26 protein-coding genes are annotated in these 24,960 nt (G+C 54.4%); 12 read left to right on the top strand and 14 right to left on the bottom strand.

Going from position 1 to position 24,960, the window contains the following annotated elements; genetic code table 11:
• Positions 1-169 precede the first annotated feature (169 nt).
• Complete coding sequence (locus tag PUV54_RS14295) at positions 170-2,320, top strand: penicillin acylase family protein (protein ID WP_274492944.1); 2,151 nt, start codon at positions 170-172, stop codon at positions 2,318-2,320.
• A gap of 196 nt (positions 2,321-2,516) precedes the next feature.
• Positions 2,517-3,185, top strand: coding sequence for a DUF4386 domain-containing protein (locus PUV54_RS14290; protein WP_274492943.1), 669 nt, complete (start codon positions 2,517-2,519; stop codon positions 3,183-3,185).
• A 38-nt stretch (positions 3,186-3,223) separates the two neighbouring features.
• Here the strand turns inward: PUV54_RS14290 and PUV54_RS14285 are convergent, their stop codons facing one another.
• Complete coding sequence (locus tag PUV54_RS14285; protein WP_274492942.1) at positions 3,224-4,042, bottom strand: hypothetical protein; 819 nt, start codon at positions 4,040-4,042, stop codon at positions 3,224-3,226.
• A 384-nt stretch (positions 4,043-4,426) separates the two neighbouring features.
• Between PUV54_RS14285 and PUV54_RS14280 the strand changes: the two genes are divergently transcribed.
• A complete protein-coding gene (locus PUV54_RS14280; protein ID WP_274492941.1) occupies positions 4,427-4,972 on the top strand; it encodes a hypothetical protein in 546 nt (181 codons plus the stop codon).
• Between the two features lie 44 nt (positions 4,973-5,016).
• Here PUV54_RS14280 and PUV54_RS14275 read toward each other — a convergent pair whose 3' ends face one another.
• A complete protein-coding gene (locus PUV54_RS14275; RefSeq protein ID WP_274492940.1) occupies positions 5,017-5,955 on the bottom strand; it encodes a haloalkane dehalogenase in 939 nt (312 codons plus the stop codon).
• Between the two features lie 132 nt (positions 5,956-6,087).
• On the opposite strand from PUV54_RS14275, the gene PUV54_RS14270 reads away from it, so the two are divergent.
• Positions 6,088-7,215, top strand: a complete 1,128-nt coding sequence (locus tag PUV54_RS14270) for a DUF5700 domain-containing putative Zn-dependent protease (protein WP_274492939.1) — start codon at positions 6,088-6,090, stop codon at positions 7,213-7,215.
• 24 nt (positions 7,216-7,239) lie between these two features.
• On the opposite strand, the gene PUV54_RS14265 is transcribed toward PUV54_RS14270, so the two are convergent.
• Together PUV54_RS14265 and PUV54_RS14260 are read right to left on the bottom strand one after the other, a co-directional pair.
• Positions 7,240-8,286, bottom strand: coding sequence for a CPBP family intramembrane glutamic endopeptidase (locus PUV54_RS14265; RefSeq protein WP_274492938.1), 1,047 nt, complete (start codon positions 8,284-8,286; stop codon positions 7,240-7,242).
• 96 nt (positions 8,287-8,382) lie between these two features.
• The gene (locus PUV54_RS14260; RefSeq protein ID WP_274492937.1) at positions 8,383-9,477 is read right to left on the bottom strand and encodes a helix-turn-helix domain-containing protein; all 1,095 of its coding nucleotides are present in this window, start codon (positions 9,475-9,477) and stop codon (positions 8,383-8,385) included.
• 72 nt (positions 9,478-9,549) lie between these two features.
• On the opposite strand from PUV54_RS14260, the gene lpdA reads away from it, so the two are divergent.
• The 3 genes from lpdA (at position 9,550) to PUV54_RS14245 (ending at position 12,357) form a co-directional block, all read left to right on the top strand.
• The gene (gene lpdA / locus PUV54_RS14255; RefSeq protein ID WP_274492936.1) at positions 9,550-10,965 is read left to right on the top strand and encodes a dihydrolipoyl dehydrogenase; all 1,416 of its coding nucleotides are present in this window, start codon (positions 9,550-9,552) and stop codon (positions 10,963-10,965) included.
• Between the two features lie 69 nt (positions 10,966-11,034).
• The gene (locus PUV54_RS14250; protein ID WP_274492935.1) at positions 11,035-11,664 is read left to right on the top strand and encodes a DarT ssDNA thymidine ADP-ribosyltransferase family protein; all 630 of its coding nucleotides are present in this window, start codon (positions 11,035-11,037) and stop codon (positions 11,662-11,664) included.
• A 3-nt stretch (positions 11,665-11,667) separates the two neighbouring features.
• Positions 11,668-12,357, top strand: coding sequence for a DarT1-associated NADAR antitoxin family protein (locus PUV54_RS14245; RefSeq protein ID WP_274492934.1), 690 nt, complete (start codon positions 11,668-11,670; stop codon positions 12,355-12,357).
• A 548-nt stretch (positions 12,358-12,905) separates the two neighbouring features.
• On the opposite strand, the gene PUV54_RS14240 is transcribed toward PUV54_RS14245, so the two are convergent.
• The 3 genes from PUV54_RS14240 to PUV54_RS14230 all read right to left on the bottom strand — a co-directional run bounded on the left by PUV54_RS14240 (position 12,906) and on the right by PUV54_RS14230 (position 14,572).
• Positions 12,906-13,223, bottom strand: coding sequence for a hypothetical protein (locus PUV54_RS14240; protein ID WP_274492933.1), 318 nt, complete (start codon positions 13,221-13,223; stop codon positions 12,906-12,908).
• A 167-nt stretch (positions 13,224-13,390) separates the two neighbouring features.
• The gene (locus tag PUV54_RS14235; protein WP_274492932.1) at positions 13,391-13,831 is read right to left on the bottom strand and encodes a hypothetical protein; all 441 of its coding nucleotides are present in this window, start codon (positions 13,829-13,831) and stop codon (positions 13,391-13,393) included.
• A 351-nt stretch (positions 13,832-14,182) separates the two neighbouring features.
• On the bottom strand, positions 14,183-14,572 hold the full coding sequence (locus PUV54_RS14230; RefSeq protein WP_274492931.1) for a septal ring lytic transglycosylase RlpA family protein: 390 nt from the start codon (positions 14,570-14,572) through the stop codon (positions 14,183-14,185).
• Between the two features lie 84 nt (positions 14,573-14,656).
• Between PUV54_RS14230 and PUV54_RS14225 the strand changes: the two genes are divergently transcribed.
• The 3 genes from PUV54_RS14225 to PUV54_RS14215 all read left to right on the top strand — a co-directional run bounded on the left by PUV54_RS14225 (position 14,657) and on the right by PUV54_RS14215 (position 16,446).
• Positions 14,657-15,280, top strand: a complete 624-nt coding sequence (locus tag PUV54_RS14225; RefSeq protein ID WP_274492930.1) for a class I SAM-dependent methyltransferase — start codon at positions 14,657-14,659, stop codon at positions 15,278-15,280.
• A gap of 184 nt (positions 15,281-15,464) precedes the next feature.
• Complete coding sequence (locus PUV54_RS14220; RefSeq protein ID WP_274492929.1) at positions 15,465-15,977, top strand: hypothetical protein; 513 nt, start codon at positions 15,465-15,467, stop codon at positions 15,975-15,977.
• 37 nt (positions 15,978-16,014) lie between these two features.
• Positions 16,015-16,446, top strand: coding sequence for a hypothetical protein (locus tag PUV54_RS14215; RefSeq protein ID WP_274492928.1), 432 nt, complete (start codon positions 16,015-16,017; stop codon positions 16,444-16,446).
• 57 nt (positions 16,447-16,503) lie between these two features.
• Here the strand turns inward: PUV54_RS14215 and PUV54_RS14210 are convergent, their stop codons facing one another.
• On the bottom strand, positions 16,504-17,781 hold the full coding sequence (locus PUV54_RS14210; protein ID WP_274492927.1) for a DNA polymerase IV: 1,278 nt from the start codon (positions 17,779-17,781) through the stop codon (positions 16,504-16,506).
• 147 nt (positions 17,782-17,928) lie between these two features.
• On the opposite strand from PUV54_RS14210, the gene PUV54_RS14205 reads away from it, so the two are divergent.
• Both PUV54_RS14205 and PUV54_RS14200 read left to right on the top strand, forming a co-directional pair.
• Positions 17,929-18,327: a response regulator gene (locus PUV54_RS14205; RefSeq protein ID WP_420797878.1), complete on the top strand. Its 399-nt coding sequence runs from the start codon at positions 17,929-17,931 to the stop codon at positions 18,325-18,327.
• 42 nt (positions 18,328-18,369) lie between these two features.
• Entirely contained in the window at positions 18,370-19,746 is a 1,377-nt protein-coding gene (locus PUV54_RS14200) for a PleD family two-component system response regulator (RefSeq protein WP_274492926.1), read from the top strand.
• Positions 19,747-19,815: 69 nt separating this feature from the next.
• On the opposite strand, the gene rpmG is transcribed toward PUV54_RS14200, so the two are convergent.
• The 6 genes from rpmG to gltX form a co-directional block, all read right to left on the bottom strand.
• On the bottom strand, positions 19,816-19,983 hold the full coding sequence (rpmG, locus tag PUV54_RS14195) for a 50S ribosomal protein L33 (protein WP_274492925.1): 168 nt from the start codon (positions 19,981-19,983) through the stop codon (positions 19,816-19,818).
• A gap of 87 nt (positions 19,984-20,070) precedes the next feature.
• Positions 20,071-20,493 (bottom strand): DUF983 domain-containing protein, encoded by a 423-nt coding sequence (locus PUV54_RS14190; protein ID WP_274492924.1) that lies wholly within the window; start codon positions 20,491-20,493, stop codon positions 20,071-20,073.
• A 65-nt stretch (positions 20,494-20,558) separates the two neighbouring features.
• Positions 20,559-21,860 (bottom strand): adenylosuccinate lyase, encoded by a 1,302-nt coding sequence (purB, locus tag PUV54_RS14185; protein WP_274492923.1) that lies wholly within the window; start codon positions 21,858-21,860, stop codon positions 20,559-20,561.
• A complete protein-coding gene (locus tag PUV54_RS14180) occupies positions 21,857-22,039 on the bottom strand; it encodes a hypothetical protein (protein ID WP_274492922.1) in 183 nt (60 codons plus the stop codon). Before PUV54_RS14180 ends, purB begins: the two co-directional genes overlap by 4 nt.
• A gap of 21 nt (positions 22,040-22,060) precedes the next feature.
• Positions 22,061-23,365, bottom strand: coding sequence for a citrate synthase (gene gltA, locus PUV54_RS14175; protein WP_274492921.1), 1,305 nt, complete (start codon positions 23,363-23,365; stop codon positions 22,061-22,063).
• A gap of 86 nt (positions 23,366-23,451) precedes the next feature.
• Positions 23,452-24,873 carry a glutamate--tRNA ligase gene (gltX, locus tag PUV54_RS14170; RefSeq protein WP_274492920.1) on the bottom strand — a complete coding sequence of 474 codons (1,422 nt, stop codon included), beginning with the start codon at positions 24,871-24,873 and terminating at the stop codon, positions 23,452-23,454.
• Between the last annotated feature and the right edge of the window lie 87 nt (positions 24,874-24,960).

Genomic DNA, 24,960 nt, shown 5'->3' with positions numbered 1-24,960 from the left:
TTTAAAGCGCGCGCCAAATCTCGTGTCCACCACGGGAATGTGACAACTTGCTGATGCAATGATAGTCGAGATATCAAGAGCTTAGCGGCATGACTGTTTGAAGTTCTCGCAAATCTGCGTTGAATTAAGTCTAGTTTGCATGGCGGATCAGAATAAGGGCAGGGCGCAAATGAGCATAATTCTTCGCTGGGTGTTTGTGGCGGTCGTTATCGCGTTGTTCGCGGGGGTTATGTATTTAAAGACACCTGCGCCGGCCCAGCTCGATGCGGCTGCGGCGATCGAAGCGGCCAAAGCCTATGACGCCCGCATCATACGCGACGCCTATGGCGTACCGCATATTTACGGAGCGCGTGACGCGGATGTAGCATTCGGGCTCGCCTACGCCCATGCCGAAGACGACTGGCGGACAATCGAAGAAGTCCTGTTTTTTGCGCGCGGCGAACTGGCGGAGCGGGCCGGTAAAGACGCCGCCATCACCGATTATCTGGTGCGGGCCATGGGCGCCATGGATGCGATCAGGGTCCGCTACGATACCGACTTGTCGGCTGAAACGCGCGGGCTGGCGGAAGGATACGCCGCTGGTCTCAATCTTTATTGCGCTGAAGAAAAGACGCGCTGCGCGCCGGGCGCGGCGCCCGTCACCGGCTATGACATCGTCGCCGGCTTCGCCACGCGCACGCCGTTTTTTTACGGCCTCGATGATCATCTGACCAAGGTCAACGAGGGTGATATTGAACTGGCGCAGCTTGGAACACAGTTGCGCGAAGCTTTCCTCAATGTACCACGCGGGTTTGACATCGGCTCGAACGCCATGGCGGTTGCGCCGGGACGCTCCGCAGACGGACATACGCGGCTGATGGTGAACTCGCACCAGCCTTATACGGGGCCGGTCGCCTGGTATGAAGCGCGCGTCAAATCAGAGGAAGGCTGGGACATGATCGGCGGCATCTTTCCCGGCGCGCCGCTGGTGTTGCATGGCGCAGGTCCCGCACTCGGCTGGGCCATGACTGTGAACAAGCCGGACCTTGTGGACGTCTACCAGCTCGATATCGATGATGCCGATGACCCTGCGCAATATAGGTTTGACGGCGAATGGCGCGACTTCGACGTGAAAGAAATAGAATTTCGCGTGCATCTGTGGGGGCCGTTCAGCCTGCCGGTAAAACGCAAAGCATACTCTACCGTCCACGGTCCGGTGTTCCTAACCGATAGGGGCGCGTTTGCGGTTTCCTATGCTGGGCACGATGAAATCCGCACCATTGAGCAATATTACCGGATGAATCGCGCGGAGAATTATTCCGAATGGCGCGCCGCCATGGAGATGCTGGCCATCCCCAGCCTTAACGTCGTGTATGCGGACGGCGACGGTGTGATTGCTTACTATTATAACGCGGCGTTGCCGGTTCGCGCAGAGGGCGTTGACTGGTCGAAAGCGCAGGATGGCGCCGACCCGGCCCTGACATGGAAAGGCTTGCGAACGCTGAACGACGTGCCGCAAGTGGTGATGCCCGCGTCGGGTTATGTGGTGAACGCCAATCATACGCCGTTTGAGTCCTCAGCGGATGCTGACAATCCAAACCCGGAAAATTTCCCGCCACACTATGGCGTTGATACGCGGACGACCAATCGCGGCATTCGCATTCAAACGCTCTATGGCGGTGATGCGTCGATCACGGGCGAAGAGTTCGTTACTTACAAAATGGATGACGTTTACGCTGAGGACTCGCGCGTCATGGAACTGGTGAACACGCTTGTTCAAACTTCGGAGGAAGAGGCGGGTGATCTTTCTGGCGCTATCGCCGTGTTACGCGCGTGGGACGGCGCCGTGACCACGGATAACCGTTCGGCGGCGCTAGCGATCCTGACGGCGCAGCGCGCGCGCGGGTATTTGTTAAACGATGAGAACGCCGAAACGCCCGATTATCTTAGCGCCTTGCACGAGACTGTTGAAGAGCTTGAAACCAACTTCGGCCGGCTGGACCCGGCATGGGGTGAGGTCGTGCGCCTCAAGCGCGGCGATGTTTCCCTTCCTCTTAATGGCGGGCCGGATACGCTGCGCGCCGTTTATCCCTCAAGCGAGGATGGCTATCCCATGAAAGCCGTGGGCGGCGACACCTATATTCTTTATGCGGACTGGTCAGGCCGCAATGACGTGGAAATCAAGACTATCCACCAGTTCGGCGCCGCAACCCTGGATGAGACTTCGCCTCACTATGCCGACCAGGCGCACATCTTCGCCGCCGAAGAGTGGAAGACGCCGCCGATGGCGCTTGATGCGCTGCTTGAAGAAGCGACGATGGATTATCGGGTGGGTAGATAGGCAAGTATTTGACCCGATAATATACGCTATTGGCCCAAAGCGGACGTTTGAAACGCTGGACACATTGATGTCTAAAAGCCGTGTGTTTGAGGACATTTGGTGTTGCAAGCTCTCGACCATCTCGTTGTCTAGCCCGTCGTCAACGCTCGTGGTAAGGAAGGCTCAAATTCAATCATCTGAGCATGGGGGTGTTCTAGTGTCAGCACGCACAAAAGGCCGAATTGCAGGTCTCGTTTATCTTGGGCTCGTGATTTCGGGGATTTTTTCCCTTGCTTATGCACCGGGCCAACTTATTGCTCCCGATGATCCGGCGACGACACTAGCAAATATGCGGGAGCAGTTTTCCCTGTTTCTCGCGATGATCGCGAGCGGCGTCATTATGGCTTTCTTTTTCCTTGTCCTACCGTTTACTTTGGCTCGGTTTCTATCCGTCTACGGTAAGAATGCAGCTCGATTGATGATTCTTCTTGTGGTCATGAGCATACCGGTCACGCTTCTCGCCCTCTGGCAGTACGGCGAACTCGCTCAAGCCATCGCTGACAAAGTAGCCACAGTTGAAGATGTGGACGCCGCTCGCGCCGGATACCGCCGCTGGATAACCGTCTCCACATTTTTCTGGGGCGCATGGCTTGCTCCCTATGGATGGTTGGTACTCAAGTCTGGGAGCATTCCGCGATGGTTTGGCGCGATGTTGCTGATTGGAAGCGTTGGTTATTTAACAGAACTCTTCGGCCCCATGTTCATCCCTCATTTTGATGAATTACCGTTTGTAGATTATGTGACGAAACCCGCTTCAATTGGCGAGATTGGCTCCTGCCTCTGGCTCGTCGTCTTCGGCGCCAGGGCGTCAAATTCCGGCAACTAAAATAATTCTGATCATTAGCGTGGTGCGACAACGTCGATTCAATCGGCGTCACTACCATGGTCAATGCTCAAAGCCTTGTCCACTTCCTCATGAAGCAGAGACAATCTTTCGCTAACTGGCAGGACACTAACATTTGTGTAATCTGAGTATGTAGCAAAATTGATATTTAGCGCATTCAAAAAAGCGGTATTTTTGCGCATTGCTTTATAATCGCAAGTAAATTCTGTCAAAATTGTTTCGCCAAACTCTATCGTGCTGTTATATCGGGCTTTAATGAGATCAGGATACTGATTAGCTAAGAACACAACAGTCCGCTGCGATATTGCTACGTGATCTTTTGTCCTGCTCACTTGTTGCAGGTAGGATAACAAGGCCAACTTGACTGCTTCATCCTCGATTTGATCGAGTTGGCCAGCAGAAATCAACTCGGTCGCCGTCGGCAATTCGGCGGGCGGAAGTGTAAGATAGGCAGACCATTCAATCGAGTTGCACACAAACGAGTTCAAAAGATCGGGCGTTGCTTCTATTCCGGGTGGAAACCCTTGCTTCATGGCGGGGAGCACTTCTGAAAGATCTAGATCATCGTCATAACCATTTGTATAGCGGACGATCGCCTTAAGCACTTCAACAGTGATCGGCCGAGATAAATCGTAACGGGCACGGCGGTCTGCAAGTTCAACGATATCCGTATGCAGGCGCTCCAGGTAAGCGCGCTCGCGCGCATCTCGCTGGCGGCCCTCGCTCCAATTATTGATCTGAAAGGCAATTAGAATCCCGAATACAACGATCAGGAAATCGAGTCCGACCGCTAGCCAATTCTGCGCCTTAACGTGTTCAGTCATGCGACGAAGTAGCACGAGTATCTCCCCGAATTATCGTTTTCATGCTTATAAGACTGATCTAGCGCCTTTTATACAACCAATAATTGCTTTTGAGGATAGATGCTCCGACAAACAACTAATGGCGAACAGCAGGCATTATGACGAGGTATTGATTTAGAAAATTCCGAATTTTTTCAAAGCAGATCCTGAAATTGGCTCGCCACGCTACGCCAATCTGGCGCGCATCTTTGCCGCCGAAGAGTGGAAAAAGCCACCAATGGCGCTTGACGCGCTGCTGGAAGAGGCGACACGCGATTACAGGGTGGGAAGCCGCTAGGCCTAGTAATTGATCTGATAATGTCTGCAATTGGTCTAAAAGGGACATTTGTCGATTAGTGACTGTGGGGTTAGTCTGGCACAATGACTCCTGCTGGTTATATGTTGAAGACGGTCCTTTTCCGTCCATCTTGGATTAAGAATCACGGTGTCAATGATATCTTCGCTGTCAGCTCATGCTTCTCAAAAGATTTCGTCGATTATATCAACTATTGGCGACACAATGGGTACTGGCTGTTTAATGCACCTGCCGACATGGATGAGATCATTGCTCGTGAGGGCGCAGATCGTTCAAAACTCACGTTATTTTATTATGAGGTTTACGAATACCAATTTGACAACGATGAGAAGACATGGTCGAAATTTGACGTTGAACAATCATTTGAAACCAATGTTGTGAAATCGGATGCAGCAACGCTGCAGGGATTCGATGTCGTATCATTCTCAGTTGGTACAAACCCCGAGTGCAGCCCGCTCTCGTGCAACTCTCTCGCGGATGAGTTACCGGTGAACAGGCACTGCCTTTTTCGCACTTTTTACGAAGCCAAAGAAGCGCTGATATCGGGTAAATTTGACGACGCCGAACCAGGACCATTTCGTATTTTTGCTATCTATTCGGTCGAAACTTAATGCCCGCTTTCAGCGAAAAGCAGACATTATGATGAGATACTAGCTCAGGAGATTCCGAATTTCTCCAAGGCTGCTTTCGCAATTGGCTCGCCCCATTCCTGGACGAAGTGGCCGGCGTCTGCGACTTCCATCGGTTCGGGGCAGTTTTTGATCACCTTACGGAGCATGTGCATGGCTGGCGGGCCAAGCACCGGGTCCTGCATGCCAATGGCCATAAAGCTCTCGCCGTTCCAGTCCTCAGCCCAGAATTTGCGTGCTGCGAGCGACGTCTCAACGCCTTCGCTGGCTTCGGGCGTCAGGTCCTCGCCCTCGGCTCCTTTCAGCATAACCAGTTCCGGGAATCGGCGTACGCCGCCCTTGTATGATTTGTCGGGGAAGGGCGCCGAATACGCGGCGGCTTCTGCGTCGTTCAACACAGGCGTTGCGCGTTTCATCAATCCGCCGACGTCTAGATCAGGTTGTGAGCGATTGAACGCGCGCCAGGCGGCGAAGCCTTCGCCGGCGTTCTCGCCAGCGGGAAGCCCCGTATTCATAACAATGAGGCGTGTGTAACGTTCCGGCGCCGCCATGGGCAGGGTCAAACCGAGCAATCCGCCCCAGTCCTGCACCACCAGGCAAATATCGCGCAGGTTCATATACTCAACGAACGCCAGCAGCGCATTCCGGTGAAAGTGATATGTGTACGTCTCATCATCCACGGGCTTGTCGGATCGGCCGAAGCCGAACATGTCAACCGCGACAAAGCGATGCCCCGCACCCGTAAAAACCGGCGCCATCTTGCGGAAGAGATAGGCCCATGACGGCTCGCCATGAATACACAGGAATGTCGGCCCTTCGCTTTGGCCTTCGTCGACATAATGCATGCGCAGCCCCTCATAGCCTGGCAGATCGTCGATATATTTCGGCGTGTAGGGCCAGTCCGGCAGGTTCGCGAATCGCTCGTCAGGGGTGCGCAAAGCTGAGACAGGGGATTCAATGGTCATGGCTCGATCCTTCTCGTTCCTGGTTTAGAATTATTGCAATCGATCACGCATCAGGTTCTGCTGGTCGCATTGAGCTTGCAGTCTCTGCAGGTAATTGCAAGCAATCGATGCAGCGAAAAAGGGGCGCAAGAAATGAAAAAAACAATCACGACTTTATTGTCAGCAATCACCTTGATGAGCGCAAGCGCAACACAACACGCAGCCGCACAAAATATAGGTGTCACTATCGACGCGGGGCTTGCGGAATTCCTGTTGAGTAAAGTGTGCAGCGGTGAAACGATTGACGAGGATGAAGTGCGCGCCATGCACGTCGTGCAAAGCCAGGTGAAGCATCATGATAACCTGACGGGCAACCGCGATATGGATGCGTTGATTGATGGGCTAAAATCGGCTGCGCAGTGCGAGACGCCTGAAAACGACGCCTATCTGTTCGGCCCGGTGGTGGAAGAAACCCAGAAATTTCGCGACGCAGTCGCGTTTTTCAAATCGCGCGCGCCGGAAATTGAAGCCTACGTAGCAGAAAGCCTCGCGGCCTACGCGCCAGCGGACCTCGAATATCAAGGCGAGCTGGTTCTGTCGATTGTCGGCAATAATTGCGGCGGATTTTCCATGGACGGGCGCTTTTACCTCGCGCTCAATTGCCTGCGTGACAGTTACGAACAGGAATTTTCAGCCGCAAAAATAATCTCTGCCCACGAAACATATCATGCGGTTCAATACGCGTTTTTTTATCCGTTCGAGGAAGACATCGCTCGTGTCAAAACTCGTGATGATGCGTTCGACTATCTTTTCATGAACTTGTTAATCGAAGGCACAGCGGAATACGCCGCCGATAGCCGCGAGGTTGAGGGCGAGGGATTGCTGACCAATCTGTTAAAACGCTTCGCCCGCAGCGGCTACCGACAGGCGGCGTATCTGACCCGGGTCTTTGGTTATACGGCGGATATGCTGAATGCCGGCGACGACATCAGGGCGCGTATTGAGGACGTTTACAATCTCGGTTTCGGCGGCGGCAACGGACAGGTGTTCTATTACGCGGGTGCGGTAATGGCTGGCCATGTGGAGGAAGCGTTCGGCCGCGACGCGCTGATCTGCATCATGGGGCAGCCGCCGGAACAATTCGTACGCGCCTATCAGGCCGCGGCGCTTCGTGCGTCGGATGAGGCTGTCCCTGTACTTGCGCCGTCCATGGTCAAGGCCGCAAAGCGCCTTAGTGACAAGCGCGAACGAAACCTCCGCTATGAGCGTTGCGTCCAATAACATCGCAGCGATTATGAATGTATTTTACGTTGTCTGACGCCAAGCTGACTTGCTGAAGGCGCTGAGCGCAAGCGACAGCAAAGCAAGCCCGGCGAGTATGATCATCGGGCTGATGCCCTGTAACAGCGTAAATATTGCAGCGCCGGTCATGGCCGCGAGCAGCAAAATGGCGATCAACGTATCCCAATTGAACACTGAGCTGAATAATAGCCTGACATAACGCAGCACCGGCTGAATAAAGACAACCAGCAGCACAAGCCCAACGGCGAGGCGCACGGCGCCGGCGTCAAAACTCATTGGAATGTTGACGATCGCATGGGCGATGATCGCCGGCATGACCGATCCTGTTGTGACGGTCAGCAACGCGAAGAACAACGATATAAAGATGAGGGCGCCCATGGTGAGGTACCCGAGCGCGTCGCCATTGGCGAGATACTGCGTGTGCAGCAAGGCGAAGCACAGGGTAATGGTGAACACCGCCGCGCCGGGCTTGAATGCTTCAAGCAGGCGGCCAAGCGCATAGGACCGCCAGGTCAGTTCCTCGATGATCGGGACAAGCGCGAAACTGGCGACTGCCGCAAAGATCCAGAAGCTCCTGTCCCACGGATTTGACTCCATCACCGTCCAAAGCGGCGTGTCCTTGCCGAGCGGCCAGATTTCTTTTGCAAGAAAGATCGATTGCGTCGGGATGGAAAGAATCCCGCCGGCGATAACGCCGAGCATAAGCAGACGAAGAAAACCGATCGGGCGCGTGGTCAGCGCATAGGACCGCAGCGATTTGCGCCCCCGCAAAAACGCGAACGCCAGGACAAGCGCCAGAACGACCCCGTATTGCAACGCGAACTGTTTGCCCATGGCGAGGCTCGCGGCGAGATAGTCCACAGGATCGCCGGTAAAGCCCAGCGCTTTGACGAGGCCCGGATTGAGAAACTGGCCGGCGGCGACTACGGCCAGCGTGCTGGCGCCGATCACCACCAGCACCTCCAACAGGGCGGCGAGTTGTGAGAGAATATCTCCCTTTCGTTCATGCGGGATGAAAACGATTTCCGGTCTGGCGATGCTGTACGTCATGAGGCGTGCTCCTTTTTGGAGCATTCATGACGGCGCAAAGCGTAATCGTCGTCCGGGCTTTGAAAAATCAAGAGTCTGGACGTTCGGCGCTAGCAATTACAATGGCTTGTGAGAGCGGTGCTGTTGCCGGAACTGGCTGGGCGTTTCGCCGGTCGCCTTTTTAAAGGCGGCGTTAAAGGCGGATTTGGAGCCAAACCCGGAATCAAACCCGATGGCGAGGACGGAGATCGCCCCGTTCTCCGGCGCTGTTAACAGCGCCTTGGCTTCGGCCACCCGCCAGCGGTTAACATAGTCGAAAAAGTTAGCGTCGGACTGACGGATCGCCGCCGTCACATCCGCGCGGTCCCAGCCGATCCCGTCCGCCAGCATGTCGATGGTCAGCCCGGGATCGAGATGCGGTTTCGTCTCCTCCATATAGCTTGCGAGCCGGGTGACCTGTTCGGGCGGCGCGGCAACGGCGCTGGCGGGCGAGGGCGCATCCTTGATCGCGCCGAGCAACACATTCTCTTTCAGCCCGTGATAGACGACGAAGATGATCTGCGCGGTGATCATGGCGAAGACGATGGTCAAATAGGTGCTGAGAGAAACCGCGCCGGCGTTGACGGCGATGTTGAAAATCAGGAACGCGGTGAGCAGGGCGAGCGTCGTCGCCGACCACACCCGCACCCAGTCAAACGCGGCGACTGCATCGTCGGACCGTGTCGCCTTGAGCGCCGCTTTTTTCGACGCTGCGAGTTTCCACGCCGCGACGGCGTAACCGCTCATGGCGAGAATGACGAGTGAGGGAAGCAGCAACAGCAATCCCAGAACCGAAGGCCCGGATATTATCACGGCGCCGTTCACATTCTGCGCGGCGGACAAAAGCCCGAGCATTGCGATCAAAACAAAATTCGCCGCCGACGGCAGGAAGTGCAGCCAGACCCGCCGCGGCGTCTCGCCGGAAAGCGCGCGCGCATAAAGCCACGACAGCGCCGGCGTCGCCATCAGCCCGGACGATGCGACCGCCGAAAAAACCAGCGCCGCCGCGCCGCCGATCATGATCGCCGCGATCCAGCCGAAGAACGCCGCCGCATAGGCGATCAGCCAGCCGGCGAGAAAAATATTTTCCGGCCGGGCATGGCGCCGGTTCAGCACCACAGCGCCGAGCAGCGCAGTAATGGCGAGGCCGATGCTGAGCAGAACCTGATCCATCGGGCGGCCTTATCCTTTTTTTTCGCGCGCGTCTCGGTATAAAGCACCGCCGCTTTGAATTTGGAGACGTTAATGACGGAACATACGTGTGATCTCGCAGTGATCGGATCTGGTCCCGGGGGCTATGTGGCGGCGATCCGCGCGGCGCAACTGGGCATGAAGACCGTCATTATCGAACGTGACGCGCTGGGCGGCGTCTGTCTCAACTGGGGCTGCATCCCGACCAAGGCGCTGTTGCGCACGGCCGAAGTCTACCACCAGATGAAGCACGCTGACGCTTATGGCCTCAAAGCCGAGGGCGTTTCTTTCGACATCGAAGCGGTCGTCAAACGCTCGCGCGGCGTTTCGGCCCAGATGGAAAAGGGCGTCGGCTTCCTCATGAAGAAGAACAAGATCGAGGTGGTGAAGGGCGTCGCGAAGCTGGAGAAAGGCGCTAACGCGCCAGTCGTGAAAGTAAAGACCGACAAGGGAGAGGATAAGGTAAAGGCCAAGCACGTCATCCTCGCCACCGGCGCGCGGGCGCGCACCATACCGCAAGCGGGGCTCGAACCCGACGGCAAGTTCATCTGGACCGCGAAAGAGGCGATGATCCCAGACGTGATGCCGAAAAAGCTGCTGGTGATCGGTTCCGGCGCCATCGGCATCGAGTTCGCAAGCTTTTATAACGCGCTCGGCGCCGAGACGACCGTAGTGGAAATGGTCGACCGCATCCTGCCGGCCGAGGACGAAGAGATTTCGAAATTCGCCGAGAAGCAGTTCAAGAAACAGGGCATGAAAATCCTCACCGGCGCCACGGTCGAAAAACTCGATAAGGGTTCGGACGCTGTGAAAGCGACCGTCAAAACCAAAGACGGCAAGACGCAAGAAGTGGAGGCGGATCGCGTCGTTCTCGCCATCGGCATTACGGGGAATACGGAGAATTTGGGGCTGGAAGCGCTGGGCGTTAAAATCGACCGCGGCCATGTTGAGGTCAATGAATGGCTGGAAACGGGCGTCAAGGGCCTCTACGCCATCGGCGACGTGGTCGGCGCGCCGTGGCTTGCGCACAAGGCTAGCCATGAGGGGATCATCTGTGTGGAGAAGATCGCCGGGCAAAAGGGCGTCCACCCCATGAATGTGACGCTCATTCCGGGCTGCACCTATTCCCACCCGCAAGTGGCGTCCGTCGGCCTCACCGAAGCAAAAGCGAAAGAAAAAGGCCACAAGGTCAAGGTCGGGCGGTTCCCGTTCGTCGGCAACGGCAAGGCCATTGCGCTCGGCGAGCCTGAAGGCATGGTCAAAACCATCTTTGACGAAAAGACGGGTGAGCTGTTAGGCGCCCATATGATCGGCGCGGAAGTCACCGAGCTTATTCAGGGCTTCGGCCTCGCCCGTTCCATGGAAGCGGTCGAGGAAGACCTCATGCACGCGATCTTCCCCCACCCGACGTTGTCCGAAATGATGCATGAATCTGTACTTGATGCTTATGGTAGGGTGATGCATGTTTAGTATTTTGTAATTAAAAACCACGTAACAAAGGAGGTGATAAAGTAAATATCGATTATCGGAGAAATAAAGATGCCGATTCGGGAAGATATTAAAATTGCAGCGGAACAAATAGGGATCACTTATCTCGTTCATTTCACTAGAGCGGAAAATCTCGATTCTATTGCCCGAAATGGATTGTTACCACGTTCACGTTTATTGTCCCATCGAGATAAGCCGACTTTTAATGATCAATATCGGCTTGATAAACAGTGTGGTGCCATTTGTTGCTCGCTACAATTTCCTAATTATAAAATGTTTTATAAGTGCAGAGAAAATCATAAGGACACGCAATGGATAGTGTTGGGAATAAAAGCTCGTATCTTGTGGACAAAGGATTGTGCTTTTTGTGTCGAAAACGCAGCGAGCAATAACGTAAGGCATTTACCAATTGATGAGCGAAAAACTGCCGCCGCTCTTAATGCATTGTACAATGAGCGGGATGGTGGCCCTACGCGGGAAAAAATGGGTATCAAGAAAGTTTGGCCAACAAACCCACAAGCAGAAGTTTTAGTCTTTGACACTATAGAAACATCTGAAATATTTGCTGTTGCGTGTAACGAGAAGAAGCTTGTTGATCAATTAACTCCGCGATTTCCGATGTTCAAAATCCAAAAAATTAGCGATCTATTTTGGCCACGGTTAGATTATTCACACTGGTGATGCATGGCAAAGAGGCCCATTTTTATTCCAAATTTGAAAGGCGAAGTTGGCATCACAGTTCGAATCTTAGAATTCGACTGGTATCCAGGGTTTGCTAAAATCCAAAAGCAAAGAAGCATTACTTCATTGCATAAAGCCGCAAAAGATATGGGTTGGGCTCCATTGTTGGAGGTGTCGACGAATTCAAACGAATCCCTAGGGGCTGATCTAAGTGCTTTCAATTTGAAATTCACTACAAAGAAGTATCAGAAAGAATTTTCTGTCGAGTCAGCTTTTCAGGGCAGTAAAGTTTTCCACCGTGCTGGTCCTCATAAGGAGTTGTATTTTTCTTCGCCAAGAGATGCAAAGAAATTTATCACGTCCTCAGATTTCGGTGGATTAGTAGGTTTTGAGTTTTTCAATATTCACTTTCCGTTAGAACCAAAAACTTTCTTTTATGACTGGCTATACATCAACGCTCTATTGCAGAACTTAGAATTACTGGATTTGGCTGAAAAATTTGTTGGCTTCAGTGATATTGCTTTTAATCCTCAGAAATCCATCAATTGCCAAGCTAAATCATTAGCTTTAGCTATTTCGTTGAATAATAGAGGTTTGTTGAAACCAGAACTTTGTGAACCAATGAAGTTTCTTGATGCTTCTGGTGGTTATTACAGCCAACAGGAAAATTGGCTTCAGAATAGTTTATTTTGATAACATCAAAATAAAATTATGTGTTGTTGTATGTGAGGAGACAATGACAAACCTTTCTCGGAATTTCATTAGCTATTTGATGCTCACGTGTCCCAGATTCGCAAGCAAATAGACCGCAGAAACCTTAAAGGAGAAGAGAAGCACTTATCTTACCACCAGCTTTCCGCAACTGAACGTCACCGTGTCGCCTTTGCGGCTTGAGGCGGAATAGTCGTTCGCTCTGGTGCAATTGCTTCGCTGGATTCCGGCTTTCGCCGGGATGAGCGGGTATCGGTCAATCTCTCAACACGTCATTGCGGCCTCCGAGCCGCAATCCTGTTTAATTCAAGGATAAATGGATCCCGGGTCAAGCCCGGGATGACGGATACGGAAGGATCCGTTGGAAGCATGCTTCCAACCAAGTCCGGCATGACGGCGTGGTGACATGATCTCTCCACTGGCGGCTCCCCACGCTTTACGCATGGGGTCCATCTTTCAGATTGTCATATAGACGCCGCGGTCAAAAGCCGTGGAGGGTCGAAAGGCGGATAGGTGAGAGTACCGTTTAACTACTCCCCATCCACTTCCGCATCCTCCAGCTGCGGCAGAGGTGCGTAACAGGCATAGGCGACCTGCAGCTTGTCGGATTTGCGGGTGACGGTGCAGGTCTCGTCAAAGGAGTTCTCGCAGGTTTTGCCCTCGTTCAGCATCCATTCGGGGTAGGCGCCGTGTTCTGCGGTTTCGGTGCAGAGAGCGCGCGCCGTAACCTGCTCGGCGGTTTCTTCAGGGGTTTCCTCTGGCGCTTCCGCCGCCTGAAACGCGCTGGCGGTCATGGCGCCGGCGGCAATACTGGCGACGGTAATAAACAGCATACGGATAGTGAACATGGTTGGCCCCTTGTGTGTCCGGCGTGACATGACAGCCGCCAACGCGGGTCCGGTACAAAGGCTTTTTTTGATCCAGGGCCGTCTTGCGCGCGAATCTGCGCCTCAGTTCGCCAAAGCGCAAGTCACTTTATTGCGCGCGAACTGGTTATTGCGTGCCCCTGGGGCCGCTATTTGCGCACGTTCAGCCGCCCGCAGCGCAACGTGACCTTGCCGCCCTTGCGGCTTGAGGCGCCGTAGCTCGTCACCCGCGCATTGGTGCAATTGATCTCAAGAAAATCGGAACCGTCGCCATTATTGTAGATGAGGAGGTCATCGCCGCCGGTTCGCCCGCCCGCCTTTGACACGCGGAACCAGATATCGAGGTCGGGTGTGTAACCGGGCTCCAGCACGATCGACACCGTGCCGCCGCCGTGACCGCCGCTCCATGTGATGTCGTTAAAGTCGACGCCGTCGACAACGCCGTCGCCGTTATATTGGGCGGAGGCGCCGGCGTCGACATTCGCGGCGGACAGTTTGAAAATGGCGCCGGCGTCAATCTCCGCGTTCGCCGCGCTTATGGCGGCAAGGCTCGCGGCGAAGACGGTTGTTGCTATACGGATGGGTTTCATGGGTCTCTCTCCCCTAGTTGGGCGCCGCCCCGGCGGTTTCCGGGGGCGGGGGCAGTATAACCCCAAACGGGCGCCGGGGGACGAAATTTAATACATTAAATTTCATCCCCGCCTTTCCCGGCGCCCTTATAGTGGCGGCTGGATCAGAAACGCGCCCGCACGTGCGCCGCGCCGGACGCGTCACACCGGACGCCATGCTGCCCGCAACGCGAAAGAAAGCAAAAGTTGTACAGGAATAATCCCCCAAAATTGTACAACAATCGGCGCTAGGCCTTACGCGGCGGGGGGTGGAACAGAAACGGCGGCAGACGGCGGCGTACAACTTTTCTGCCTGAGGCGGGGCGGTTAGCCTCAGGCCGGGCTAGGCCGCCGCTTGATGCAGACCTCCGCGACGCCGTCCTCGCCAAAGATGCCGAGCTTGCGCGCCGCAGCGGGGGAGAGGTCAATGATGCGGCCACGGACAAACGGGCCGCGGTCGTTGATCCGTACGGTGACTGTGCGGCCCGTGTCGCGCCGACGCACGCGCACGATCGTGTCGAAGTCGAGGCGCTTATGCGCCGCCGTCATCGCCTTCGGGTCATAGGTTTCGCCATTGGCCGTCGGGTTTCCGGCGAGGGAGCGGTGATAGTACGACGCAACGCCGCATTGGGGCTTCAGGCTGGGCGCCGGCGGAACCGCCATCTCCTCGCGCGCGCAGGCGGCGAGGACGAGCAAAATAAGAGCGACGGCGAAACGGTTCATCGCCGCCACTCTAGCACGGGTTGCGGGCGGCGCCGAAAGCGGGTTCAACGGCGGCGGGTAAAGCAAAGGGAACGGGAGAGAGGCATGGTCGCGCCGGCAAAATTCTGGGACAAGAGCGCCGCGAAATACGCCAAGAGCCCCATCAAGGACATGGCGTCCTATGAGGCGACGCTGGAGCGGGTGCGCGCCCATCTCTCGCGCGAGATGGAGGTGCTGGAAATCGGCTGCGGCACCGGCACGACCGCGCTGAAACTGCGCGGCGCGGTGAAGTTTTTCACCGCCACTGATATTTCCGGTGAGATGATAGCCATCGCCAAGGAAAAGGCCGGGGCCGAAGGCGCTGAAAACGCCGATTTTTTAACGGCGGCGATGGACGATCATCCCTTCGCGCCCGAACAGTTCGACGCGGTGATGGCGTTTAACCTGTTGCACCTGATTGAGGATGTTGACGGCGCGCTCGCCGCCATTCACGGGCTCATCAAACCCGGCGGGTTGTTTATTTCGAAGACGGTGTGCCTCGGCGAACTGACGCCGCTCTTTCGTTTGCTGCTGCCGGTGATGCAGCTTTTCGGTCGCGCGCCCTATGTGGCGTTTTATAAAACAGAGGAACTGGACAACAAGATTACCAGCGCCGGGTTCGAAATGGTCGAGACCGGTTACTATTCAGAGAAGTCGCGTTCGCGATTTGTGGTCGCGCGGAAACGATAAAAACAGGGTGCGCGCAATGTTCGCAACTGCACAAGCGTGGAGGGCAAGTTACGCCGGGCCTTCACTGTTCCGATTGACACTCCTGCGCCGTAGTTTATCCTGCCGCCCGTCGATGGGGGACTGATTTGACAAGCCAAACCACAAGCTATTACCTAGCTGTCCGCACCCTGATTGTGGGGCGTTTATGAACAAGGTGCTGATTGGCGCTGTCGCCTTCCAGACTGTTTTGATTATCGTTTTATCGCTGAGGTTCGGCGGCCTTGAAGCGAAGACAAACCAGATCGAAACAACACTGGCGGCGATAGAAGAAAGCCAGCCTGGCGCCCGGGAAATGACACAGCCACGCATGTCCGGTTCGCCATCTGGCGCCGGCTTAAGTGCGGAAGAGATGGAAGAAATCCGCTGGATCATGCGCGAGGAAATCGACGCGGTCACTGCAGCCATGGAAAAGAACACCATAACTGCTTCAGCGGCGACTGCGCCCGCGCGCGACATGCCGCAGGACGAGCGCAATCGTCTGTATCAAGAGTTTGAACAAGAGCTGAGTATTTTTATGGCTGGCAGTGGCGCCCTTTCGCAAGGCGATATGGCCAGCATAGAGAAAAAAATTGCCGGTCTGCCGCCTAGGGAGCGCGCCATGGCGCTGTCGCGCTATAGCAAGGCGTTAAGTGACGGATCGCTTAAAGGACAACTTTAGTAATCAGTAGCGTACCAACCATACGGAGAGAGGTAAGATGACCAAATTCAAAAAGGCTATTTTCATCGGGGCAGGCGCGACTTTCTTAGCTTCAGCGGCTGTTGCGGGACTATACCAGCCACAAGTCGTTGATGTTGACATGGCCGGCGGGTTTGCTGTTGGAGATATGATCACTGCGCGGAACGATAAAGACGATACGGTATTCGTCGGCTGCGGTATTCGCAGTTTAGAGACGAGCCCGACGGAGACGTTTGATTTCGGTTTCTGTCAGGCAGCGGACCCTGACGGCGAACAGGTAACCTGCTTTTCCCAGAATTCAGAGTTGCTTGACACGATACGGGCGAGCGCAGATGCAAGCTTTGTTACATTCAACTTTGTCGATGACGGCGCTGGTGGATTTAACTGCACGCGTATAGGTTTTTCAAACCAGTCGTTCTATCTTCTGGATGCAAAAGGCAAAACGAAGTAGCCATAACAATTCTAGTTAAAAACACGATGGCCGGGAGTGAAAGTTCTCCCGGCCATTTTAGTTTTTCTTGAGACTACGCCCGGCTTTAACGGCGTCGCGGCCAAATTTTTCGCGGATAGCGTCGATGGCTTTTTCCTGATTGGCGATACGTTCGTCAGGCGCGCCAAAAAGATCAGCCGGCCGCTCTTCGGCGGCGGTGACAAGGCCCGAAAAACCAACGCCGATTAGTCTGTACGCTTTTCCTTGAGCCGCTGTATGAAGTATCGGTTTTGCTGCGGCAAAGGCCGTTCGCGCGAGGTTTGACGGCATATCTAACGTATGAGAGCGTGTGATCGATTTGAAATCAGATGTTTTGAGCTTTAGGGTGATAGTGCGTCCCTCAAAACCTGAAGCCTTCATCCGTGCGGAGACTTTCTCACAAAGCTCCCACAAAACGTCTTCAAGCCATTTGACGTCCTTGATGTCTGAGTTGAACGTCGTTTCGGATGAAACGCTTTTGGTTTCGCGGTCCGGTTTGACTCGCCGCACATCCTGGCCTTGCGACAGACGGGCAAGGCGCAGCCCCATCTCGCCGTATCGTTTGCCGAGCGTTGCTACGTCCATCTTTTGCAATTGGCCAATGGTAATCAGGCCATCTTCGTGAAGCTTTCGGGCCATGGCTTTTCCCACGCCCCAGATCATTGTCACCGGCTGACGGGCGAGGAACTCCAGCGTCTCAGCTTTGCCAATGATTGAGAAGCCTTGGGGTTTGTCGAGGTCTGAAGCCATCTTGGCGAGAAACTTGTTATGCGAAAGTCCGATAGAGGCGGTGACGCCGAGTTCCTCTTTCACCCGCATTTGCAGTTTCGCTAAAGTGATTGAAGGAGGGCTTCCATGGACGCGCGCGGTACCGGACAGGTCCATGAACGCTTCATCAATTGATAACGGCTCCACCATCGGCGTCAGGTCAAGCATCATCTTCCTGACCGCGCGTCCGGCGTCAGCGTATTTCTGCATGTTGGGTTTAATTATTATGGCCTCCGGGCATGCCTCTCTGGCTTTGAACATGGGCATTGCCGAATGCACCCCGTATGTCCGGGCCACATAGCACGCCGTCGATACGACTCCGCGCACGCCGCCGCCGATAATAACAGGCTTGTCCGTGAGGCTTGGGTCGTCGCGTTTCTCAATGGCGGCATAAAAAGCGTCACAATCAAGATGCGCGATGGCGAGATCGAAGATTTCAGGATGGGAGATGATTCGGCCGTTCCCGCAGGCCTGACAGCGAGCGTTTGCGCCGGTTTGAGGCGTATAACAGGAGCGGCAAAAGCCTTTATGGACGGCCGAGTCAAACATTTAACAAATCGTTACCGCCTTAACATAACTCGAAAAATTGCCATTCGCGCGGTCAGGATAAACATTCGATTAAGACCTTTTGCGCAAAGCTTGCTTTCCAAGGCGCTGATTCGCGCCCTATGAGAGATATGACGGCAAAGGCGTATTATGTCAGCCATGGAAAAGCTCGATTATTCAACGCTCCCGAAGACGGTGCTGATCGTTGAAGACAACGAGCTGAATATGAAACTCTTCCGCGATCTGCTGGAAGCGCATGGGTATGAGACCCTGGAAGCGCGTACTGGTCCGGAAGCGTTAGAGGCGCTGAATGAATCCCGGCCGGACTTGATCCTGATGGATATTCAATTGCCAGAAGTGTCAGGGCTTGAGGTAACGCAAAAGATCAAGAGTGACCAGGAACTCGCTGATATTCCGGTGATCGCTGTAACGGCGTTCGCCATGAAGGGGGACGAGGAACGGATCAGGAAAGGCGGATGTGAAGATTACATCGCAAAACCAATCTCCGTTGTTTCGTTTATTGAGAAAGTGAAAAGGTATTTGGATTAGGCTTGTCCATTAATGGATAAGTTCTAACCCAGTGGGGGCTGCATGACGGCGCGCGTACTAGTCGTCGATGATCTCGAACCCAACGTCAAACTGCTCGAAGCCAAGCTGCGGGCGGAATACTTTGACGTGATTGGGGCGTATTCCGGTCAGGAAGCGATCGAACTCGCAAAAAACGAGAAGCCGGACATCGTCTTGCTGGACGTCATGATGCCTGGGATGGACGGGTTTGAAACGTGCCGCCAACTGAAAAGCGATCCTGACACCATGCATATTCCGGTGGTGATGGTGACAGCGCTTGATCAACAGGCCGACCGCGTTGCCGGACTTGAGGCCGGCGCTGATGACTTTTTGACCAAGCCCGTTGAAGATTTGGCGCTGTTTGCGCGCGTGAGATCTCTGACGCGTCTGAAGATGATGACGGATGAGCTGCGCGCCCGGTACGCAACAGGAAAAGATCTCGGTGTTGTCGGCAAGCTTGATACGGAAGTAAATCCGACAGAAAAACGTATTTTCATTATAGATGACAATGAAGATCAGGCATCGCGTCTTAAGGCTGCGATTGGCGAGGATGCACAGCAAATAGTCCACGAAACAGACCCGGAAGTCGCGCTCGGACGAGCGCGTTCCGGCGACTTTGACCTCATTCTTGTAAACATGTCGCTTGAGGCTATGGACCCGCTACGTCTTTGCTCTTCGATCAGGTCGTTTGAAGAGACCCGATTGACACCTTTGCTGGCTGTAGTTCGTCACGGGGATACGAGAAAGCTGGTTCGAGCGCTGGATATCGGGGTGAATGACTATGTAACCCGACCGGTTGATAAAAACGAATTAACGGCGCGGGTCATGACGCAACTGCGCCGCAAGCGCTATGTTGATCAGTTGCGTTCGTCGTTCCAGGTAAGTCTCGAGATGGCGGTTACCGACCAGCTCACCGGTCTTTACAACCGTCGTTATCTAGCGAGTCATTTATCTGCGATGTTTGATCGTGCGTTTTGGACTGGGCGTCCACTGGCGATCATGGTCCTCGATATTGATCACTTCAAAGTCATAAACGATACGCATGGTCACGATGTGGGGGATCGTGTGTTGAAAGAATTCGCCGACCGGATCGCCAATTCCATTCGGGGAATCGATTTGGCGTGCCGTTATGGCGGCGAAGAATTCCTGATTGCTATGCCGGATACAGACCTGGCGTTCGCGTCAGTCGTAGCAGAACGCCTGCGCGCCGAAATCGCAGAAGACAAGTTTACGCTGAACAACGGTCGTGATGAACTTGGCGTAACGGTAAGCATCGGCCTGGCGTCGACTGAGCACGGACTTGAAGACGACAGCGCGCAGAAGCTGATCAAACGTGCGGATGAGGCGCTCTACGAGGCCAAAACCGGCGGCCGGAACCGGGTTATTAACAGCGCGGCTTAATCAAAGAATTTTATAAACAAGAAAGCCGCCATAAAGGCGGCTTTGTCAGATCAAGGCCGGGCTACCAGCTTACTTGATTTTGCCTTCTTTAAATTCAACGTGCTTGCGAGCGACTGGATCGTATTTCTTGAGCACCAGCTTTTCCGTCATCGTGCGGGTATTCTTCTTCGTTACATAGAAGAAGCCCGTGCCGGCGGTTGAATTGAGCCGGATTTTAACGGTTGTCGGCTTGGCCATGGGTCGCTCCTGTTGGGCCCGCAATACGCAAAATGAGCGCGGAACATACTCGCGGTCGCCTAGGTGTCAAGCACAATAGAATAAAATTCAGGCGTCCGCAGCCGGGTCAGCGTCCGGGCCGGCAAAGCCGTGCATCTTGTTCACCCACTGAAGGCCTATGAGGGCGCCTTTTGATGCTGGCAATATCGCCCAGGCACTGACCGCCATTATGGGAAGCCAGACCGCGAACTGCATCCACAAAGGCGGGTCAAAAAGCTGTTTGGAGGCGAGGGCGAGCGGTATGGTGATGTGACCCACTAAAAAGGTGGTGATATAGGGCGGGGCGTCGTCCGCCCGGTGCCCCGATAAATCGAGCCCGCATTCAGCGCACTGGGGCGCGGTTTTGACATAGCTTGAATATAAGCTGCCTTCGCCACATCTCGGACATTTGCCGCGAGCGCCTCTAACCATCGCCGTTAACCATGGTTTCTCAGGCGCTGCTTCACCATAAGTTTCGCTAGCATTGGACATATAGTGCTTATGGGAACAATGGACGCGACTATCAACGCGCCCAAACATCGCGGGCAGGTATGAGCTCAGCCAAAGACCCGGCTGAAAATCACATCCACGTTCTTGGTATGATAGTTCAGATCGAAAAGGTGCTCGAGTTCGTTGGCTGATAGTTTTACTGTAACTTCCTGATCGCCTTTTAGGTTGTCCAGAAACGCGCCTTCGCCGCGCCATGCCGGCATCGCATTTCTCTGAACGAGGCTATAGGCCTCCTCGCGGGAAGCGCCCGCCTGGGTGAGAGCAAGGAGAACCCGCTGGGAAAAGATAAGGCCGCCGAGCCGGTCCATGTTTTCCTGCATGCGTTCAGGATAAACGACTAGTTTCTCGATAACGCCAGCCAAGCGATGAAGCGCGAAATCGAGATGCACGGTCGCATCTGGACCAATGCCGCGTTCAACGGACGAGTGCGAAATATCACGTTCGTGCCAGAGCGCGACGTTCTCCAGCGCCGGCGCGGCACACATCCTTACCAGCCGCGCAAGGCCTGTGAGGTTTTCAGTTAGAATTGGATTACGTTTATGGGGCATGGCGGATGAGCCTTTTTGCCCCTTTGAAAAATATTCTTCCGCCTCAAGCACTTCTGTACGCTGAAGGTGGCGAATTTCCGTCGCAATGCGCTCTACAGAAGAAGAAATCACTGCAAGTGCAGAAAAATAAGCGGCGTGGCGATCGCGCGGAATAACCTGTGTGGAAACGGGTTCGATTTTGAGGCCCATTTTATCCGCCACATGCGCTTCAACGGATGGGTCAATGTTTGCGAAAGTGCCAACCGCGCCGGAAATGGCGCAGACGGCGACTTCTTCCCGCGCTGTTTCCAAACGGCGTTTGCCGCGTTCAAACTCAGCGTAAAATCCAGCGAGCTTTAGTCCAAAAGTCGTCGGTTCGGCGTGGATGCCATGGCTGCGCCCTACGCAAACGGTGTTTTTGTGCTCAAGCGCCCGGGTTTTGAGTGCGGCGAGAACACGGTCCATACCGTCTAACAATAGATCAGCGGCGCGTGTTAGCTGTACTGATAAACACGTGTCCAGTACGTCTGACGAGGTCATGCCCTGGTGTACAAACCGCGCTTCATCACCGACGATTTCAGCAAGATGCGTAAGGAAGGCGATGACATCGTGTTTGACCTCGCGCTCGATCTCATCGATGCGCGCCACGTCAAACTCGGCGTCACGCGCCTTCTCCCAAATTTTCTGAGCGGCTTCTTTTGGGATGACGCCAAGCTCGGCGACCCTATCGGCGGCGTGGGCTTCAATCTCAAACCAGATTCTGTATTTCGATGCGTCTGACCAGATGGCGGCCATATCGGGCCGGGTATAGCGTGGGATCATGTCTTTCGTTGTTCCTCGGCAGGGTCGTAATCAATATCGAGCGTGCCCATAGGCGTATCGCTGTTTTGGGGCTGGGAAGGCTGTTCGCTTCTGGCTCCCCAAATCCACCAGCCGGTTCCCAGGCCAATGCCGAAGGCAATGAACAACAAAAACCAGATGTGTGCGGCAAGCCAGACCATGTCTATCCCATAACGCCGGTTTCAGCGCTGGTCGATAGCCGTGTAGTTGCGGGCAGGCGCGCCGGTGTAAATTTGGCGCGGGCGGCCGATTTTCTGATTTGGATCCTCGATCATCTCAGACCATTGCGCGATCCATCCGACAGTACGCGCCAATGCAAAAAGAACGGTGAACATGTCCGTGGGGAAACCCAATGCGCGCAGCGTAATGCCAGAATAAAAGTCAATATTGGGATATAGTTTTTTCTCAACGAAATATTCGTCTTCAAGCGCGATCCGCTCCAATTCCATGGCGACCTGCAAAAGCGGCTCGTTGCGGACACCAAGCGCATCCAGCACTTCATGGCAGGCTTTGCGCATGACTTTTGCGCGCGGGTCATAATTTTTGTAAACCCGGTGGCCAAAGCCCATAAGCCTGAACGGATCGTTCTTGTCCTTGGCGCGTTTAATGAACTCTGGGATGCGTTCGACATCGCCAATTTCTTCCAGCATGTTTAGCGCGGCTTCATTCGCGCCTCCATGAGCTGGCCCCCAGAGCGAGGCAATACCGGCGGCGATACAAGCAAAAGGGTTAGCCCCTGAAGAACCAGCCAACCGAACCGTTGAGGTCGAGGCGTTTTGCTCATGATCCATGTGTAAAATGAAGATCTTATCGAGGGCGCTTGATAGCACTGGATTGACTTCAAATTCCTCGGCCTGGACCGCGAAGCACATGCGCATGAAATTCGATGTGTAGTCTAGATCATTACGCGGGAACACGAACGCCTGACCAATTGAATACTTGTAAGCCATGGCCGCAATGGTCGGCATTTTTGCGATCATCCGATGGCTGGCGACAAGGCGCTGTTTAGGATCGGTGATGTCTGTTGAGTCGTGATAAAAGGCTGAGAGTGCGCCAACAACGCCGACCATGATCGCCATGGGGTGTGCATCACGGCGGAAACCGTTGTAAAAATTCTTGAGCTGCTCGTGCACCATGGTGTGCATGGTGATCGAATGATCAAAGCGCGTCTTTTCGTCCTTGGTTGGAAGTTCGCCGTTCAGCAAGAGATAAGCGACTTCGATGAAATTCGAATGCTCCGCCAACTGGTCTATGGGATAGCCGCGATAGAGAAGTACGCCTTCATCGCCATCGATATAGGTGATCTTGGATTCGCAACTTGCGGTGGACGTGTATCCGGGATCGAAAGTGAAAGCGCCGGTTTGCTTGTAAAGGGTTCTTATATCGACGACGTCTGGCCCATGCGTAGCTTTGAAAACTGGCATCTCAGCGGTTTTCCCGCCAACCTCGAACGTCGCCACATCTGTTTGATTTAAATCGCTTTTCATTTCTCAAACCTTTTCTTTACCGCAGCGCGTCATGGAATGTTGCGGCGCACACTAGCCAGTTTACCTCAGAGACGCCAGTCCCGAGGTCAAGCGGTCTGATCTGCCAGCCGCGCTAGCGCTTCCTCGCGTCCGAGGCCGTATAGCACCTCGCCGAGCCCTGGCGAAGGCCGCCCTGCCGTCAGCGCCGCCCGGGCCGGCTGGCCGAGCGCGCCAAAGCCAATATTTTTCGTCTCGACCAGTGCTTTCAGCGTCTCATCCAGCTTTTCGGCTGAGGACCAGACGGCTTCCTCTTGGAGAACCTCAATTAGCGAAGCGAGGATTTCTACTGCGCCTTCCTTGCGGAGCGGCTTTGCCGCCTTTCCCTCAATCTGGAGCGGCCGCTGTAGGAACAGATATTCTGAGACACCCGCCACTTCAGCAAGGTTAGCGCAGCGCGATTTCAAAAATGAAGCCGATCGCGTTAGCCGCTCAAAATTATCTGTATCAAGAGTGACGCCGGCGCCGGATAGAAAAGGAGTGGCGCCTTTGACGAAATTATCGTCGGATAGTTCTGCTATGTAATGGCTGTTCACGTGGTTTAGTTTATCGATATCAAGTCTGGCCGGCGCCTTGTTGACACCTGATAAATCAAATGTTTCCTTGGCGCGCGTGAAAGGAATTATCTCTTCATCCCCATGCGCCCATCCGAGGCGAAGCAGGTAGTTCGCAAGCCCTTCTGGCAAATAGCCCTGATCGCGATAGGCCTCGACGCCAAGGGCTCCATGCCGTTTTGAGAGTTTTGCCCCGTCCTGACCGTGGATTAGGGGCACATGACCAAAGACTGGCGTGCTCCAATCAAGGGCTTCGTAAATTTGTTGCTGACGAGCAGCGTTATTGAGATGATCATCACCGCGGATCACATGCGTAACGCCCATGTCATAATCATCAACGACAACAGCCAAGTTGTAAGTAGGTCCGCCATCGCTTCGCAATATGATCAAATCATCAAGCGCGGAATTGGGAAAAGCTACACGCCCCTGAATAGCATCTTCGATTACTGTTTCGCCGTCGCGTGGCGCTTTAAATCTGATGGCATAGGTTTTGTCAGCAGGTGCGTCGTCAGTATCCGCCTCGCGCCATGGGCTCTCAAACCTCACGCCTTTAGCCTTCGCTCGATCGCGTGCTCCGGAAAGTTCATCAGGCGTCAGGTAACACCGGTAGGCACGCCCTGATTGGAGTAGCTTTTCAGCAATCTCTGCATGCCGGTCCCGGCGAGAATATTGCGAGACCGGATCGCCGTCCCAATCGAGACCCAACCATTTCAGCCCGTCGATGATGGCTGCCACAGCTTCCTCAGTATGCCGCGCCCGGTCGGTATCTTCTATGCGCAGGAGAAATTTTCCCCCGCGCCCGCGTGCATAAAGCCAATTAAACAGCGCCGTGCGGGCGCCACCAATATGGAGATACCCGGTGGGAGAGGGTGCAAAGCGCGTAACAACAGGGGCGGCTGATCGGAAATCTTGGGACATGACTTGCGAAATGGCTCTTTTTTCAGTTGCATGAGGTGTGTGGTTCTCGCGGCGGGCGGGATAGCACGAGACTTTCCCGGGGCCTAT

Source organism: Hyphococcus flavus (assembly GCF_028748065.1).
GTDB lineage: Bacteria > Pseudomonadota > Alphaproteobacteria > Caulobacterales > Parvularculaceae > Hyphococcus > Hyphococcus flavus.
Note: the sequence above shows the minus strand (reverse complement) of the source record. Positions and strands in the feature narration are given on the sequence as shown.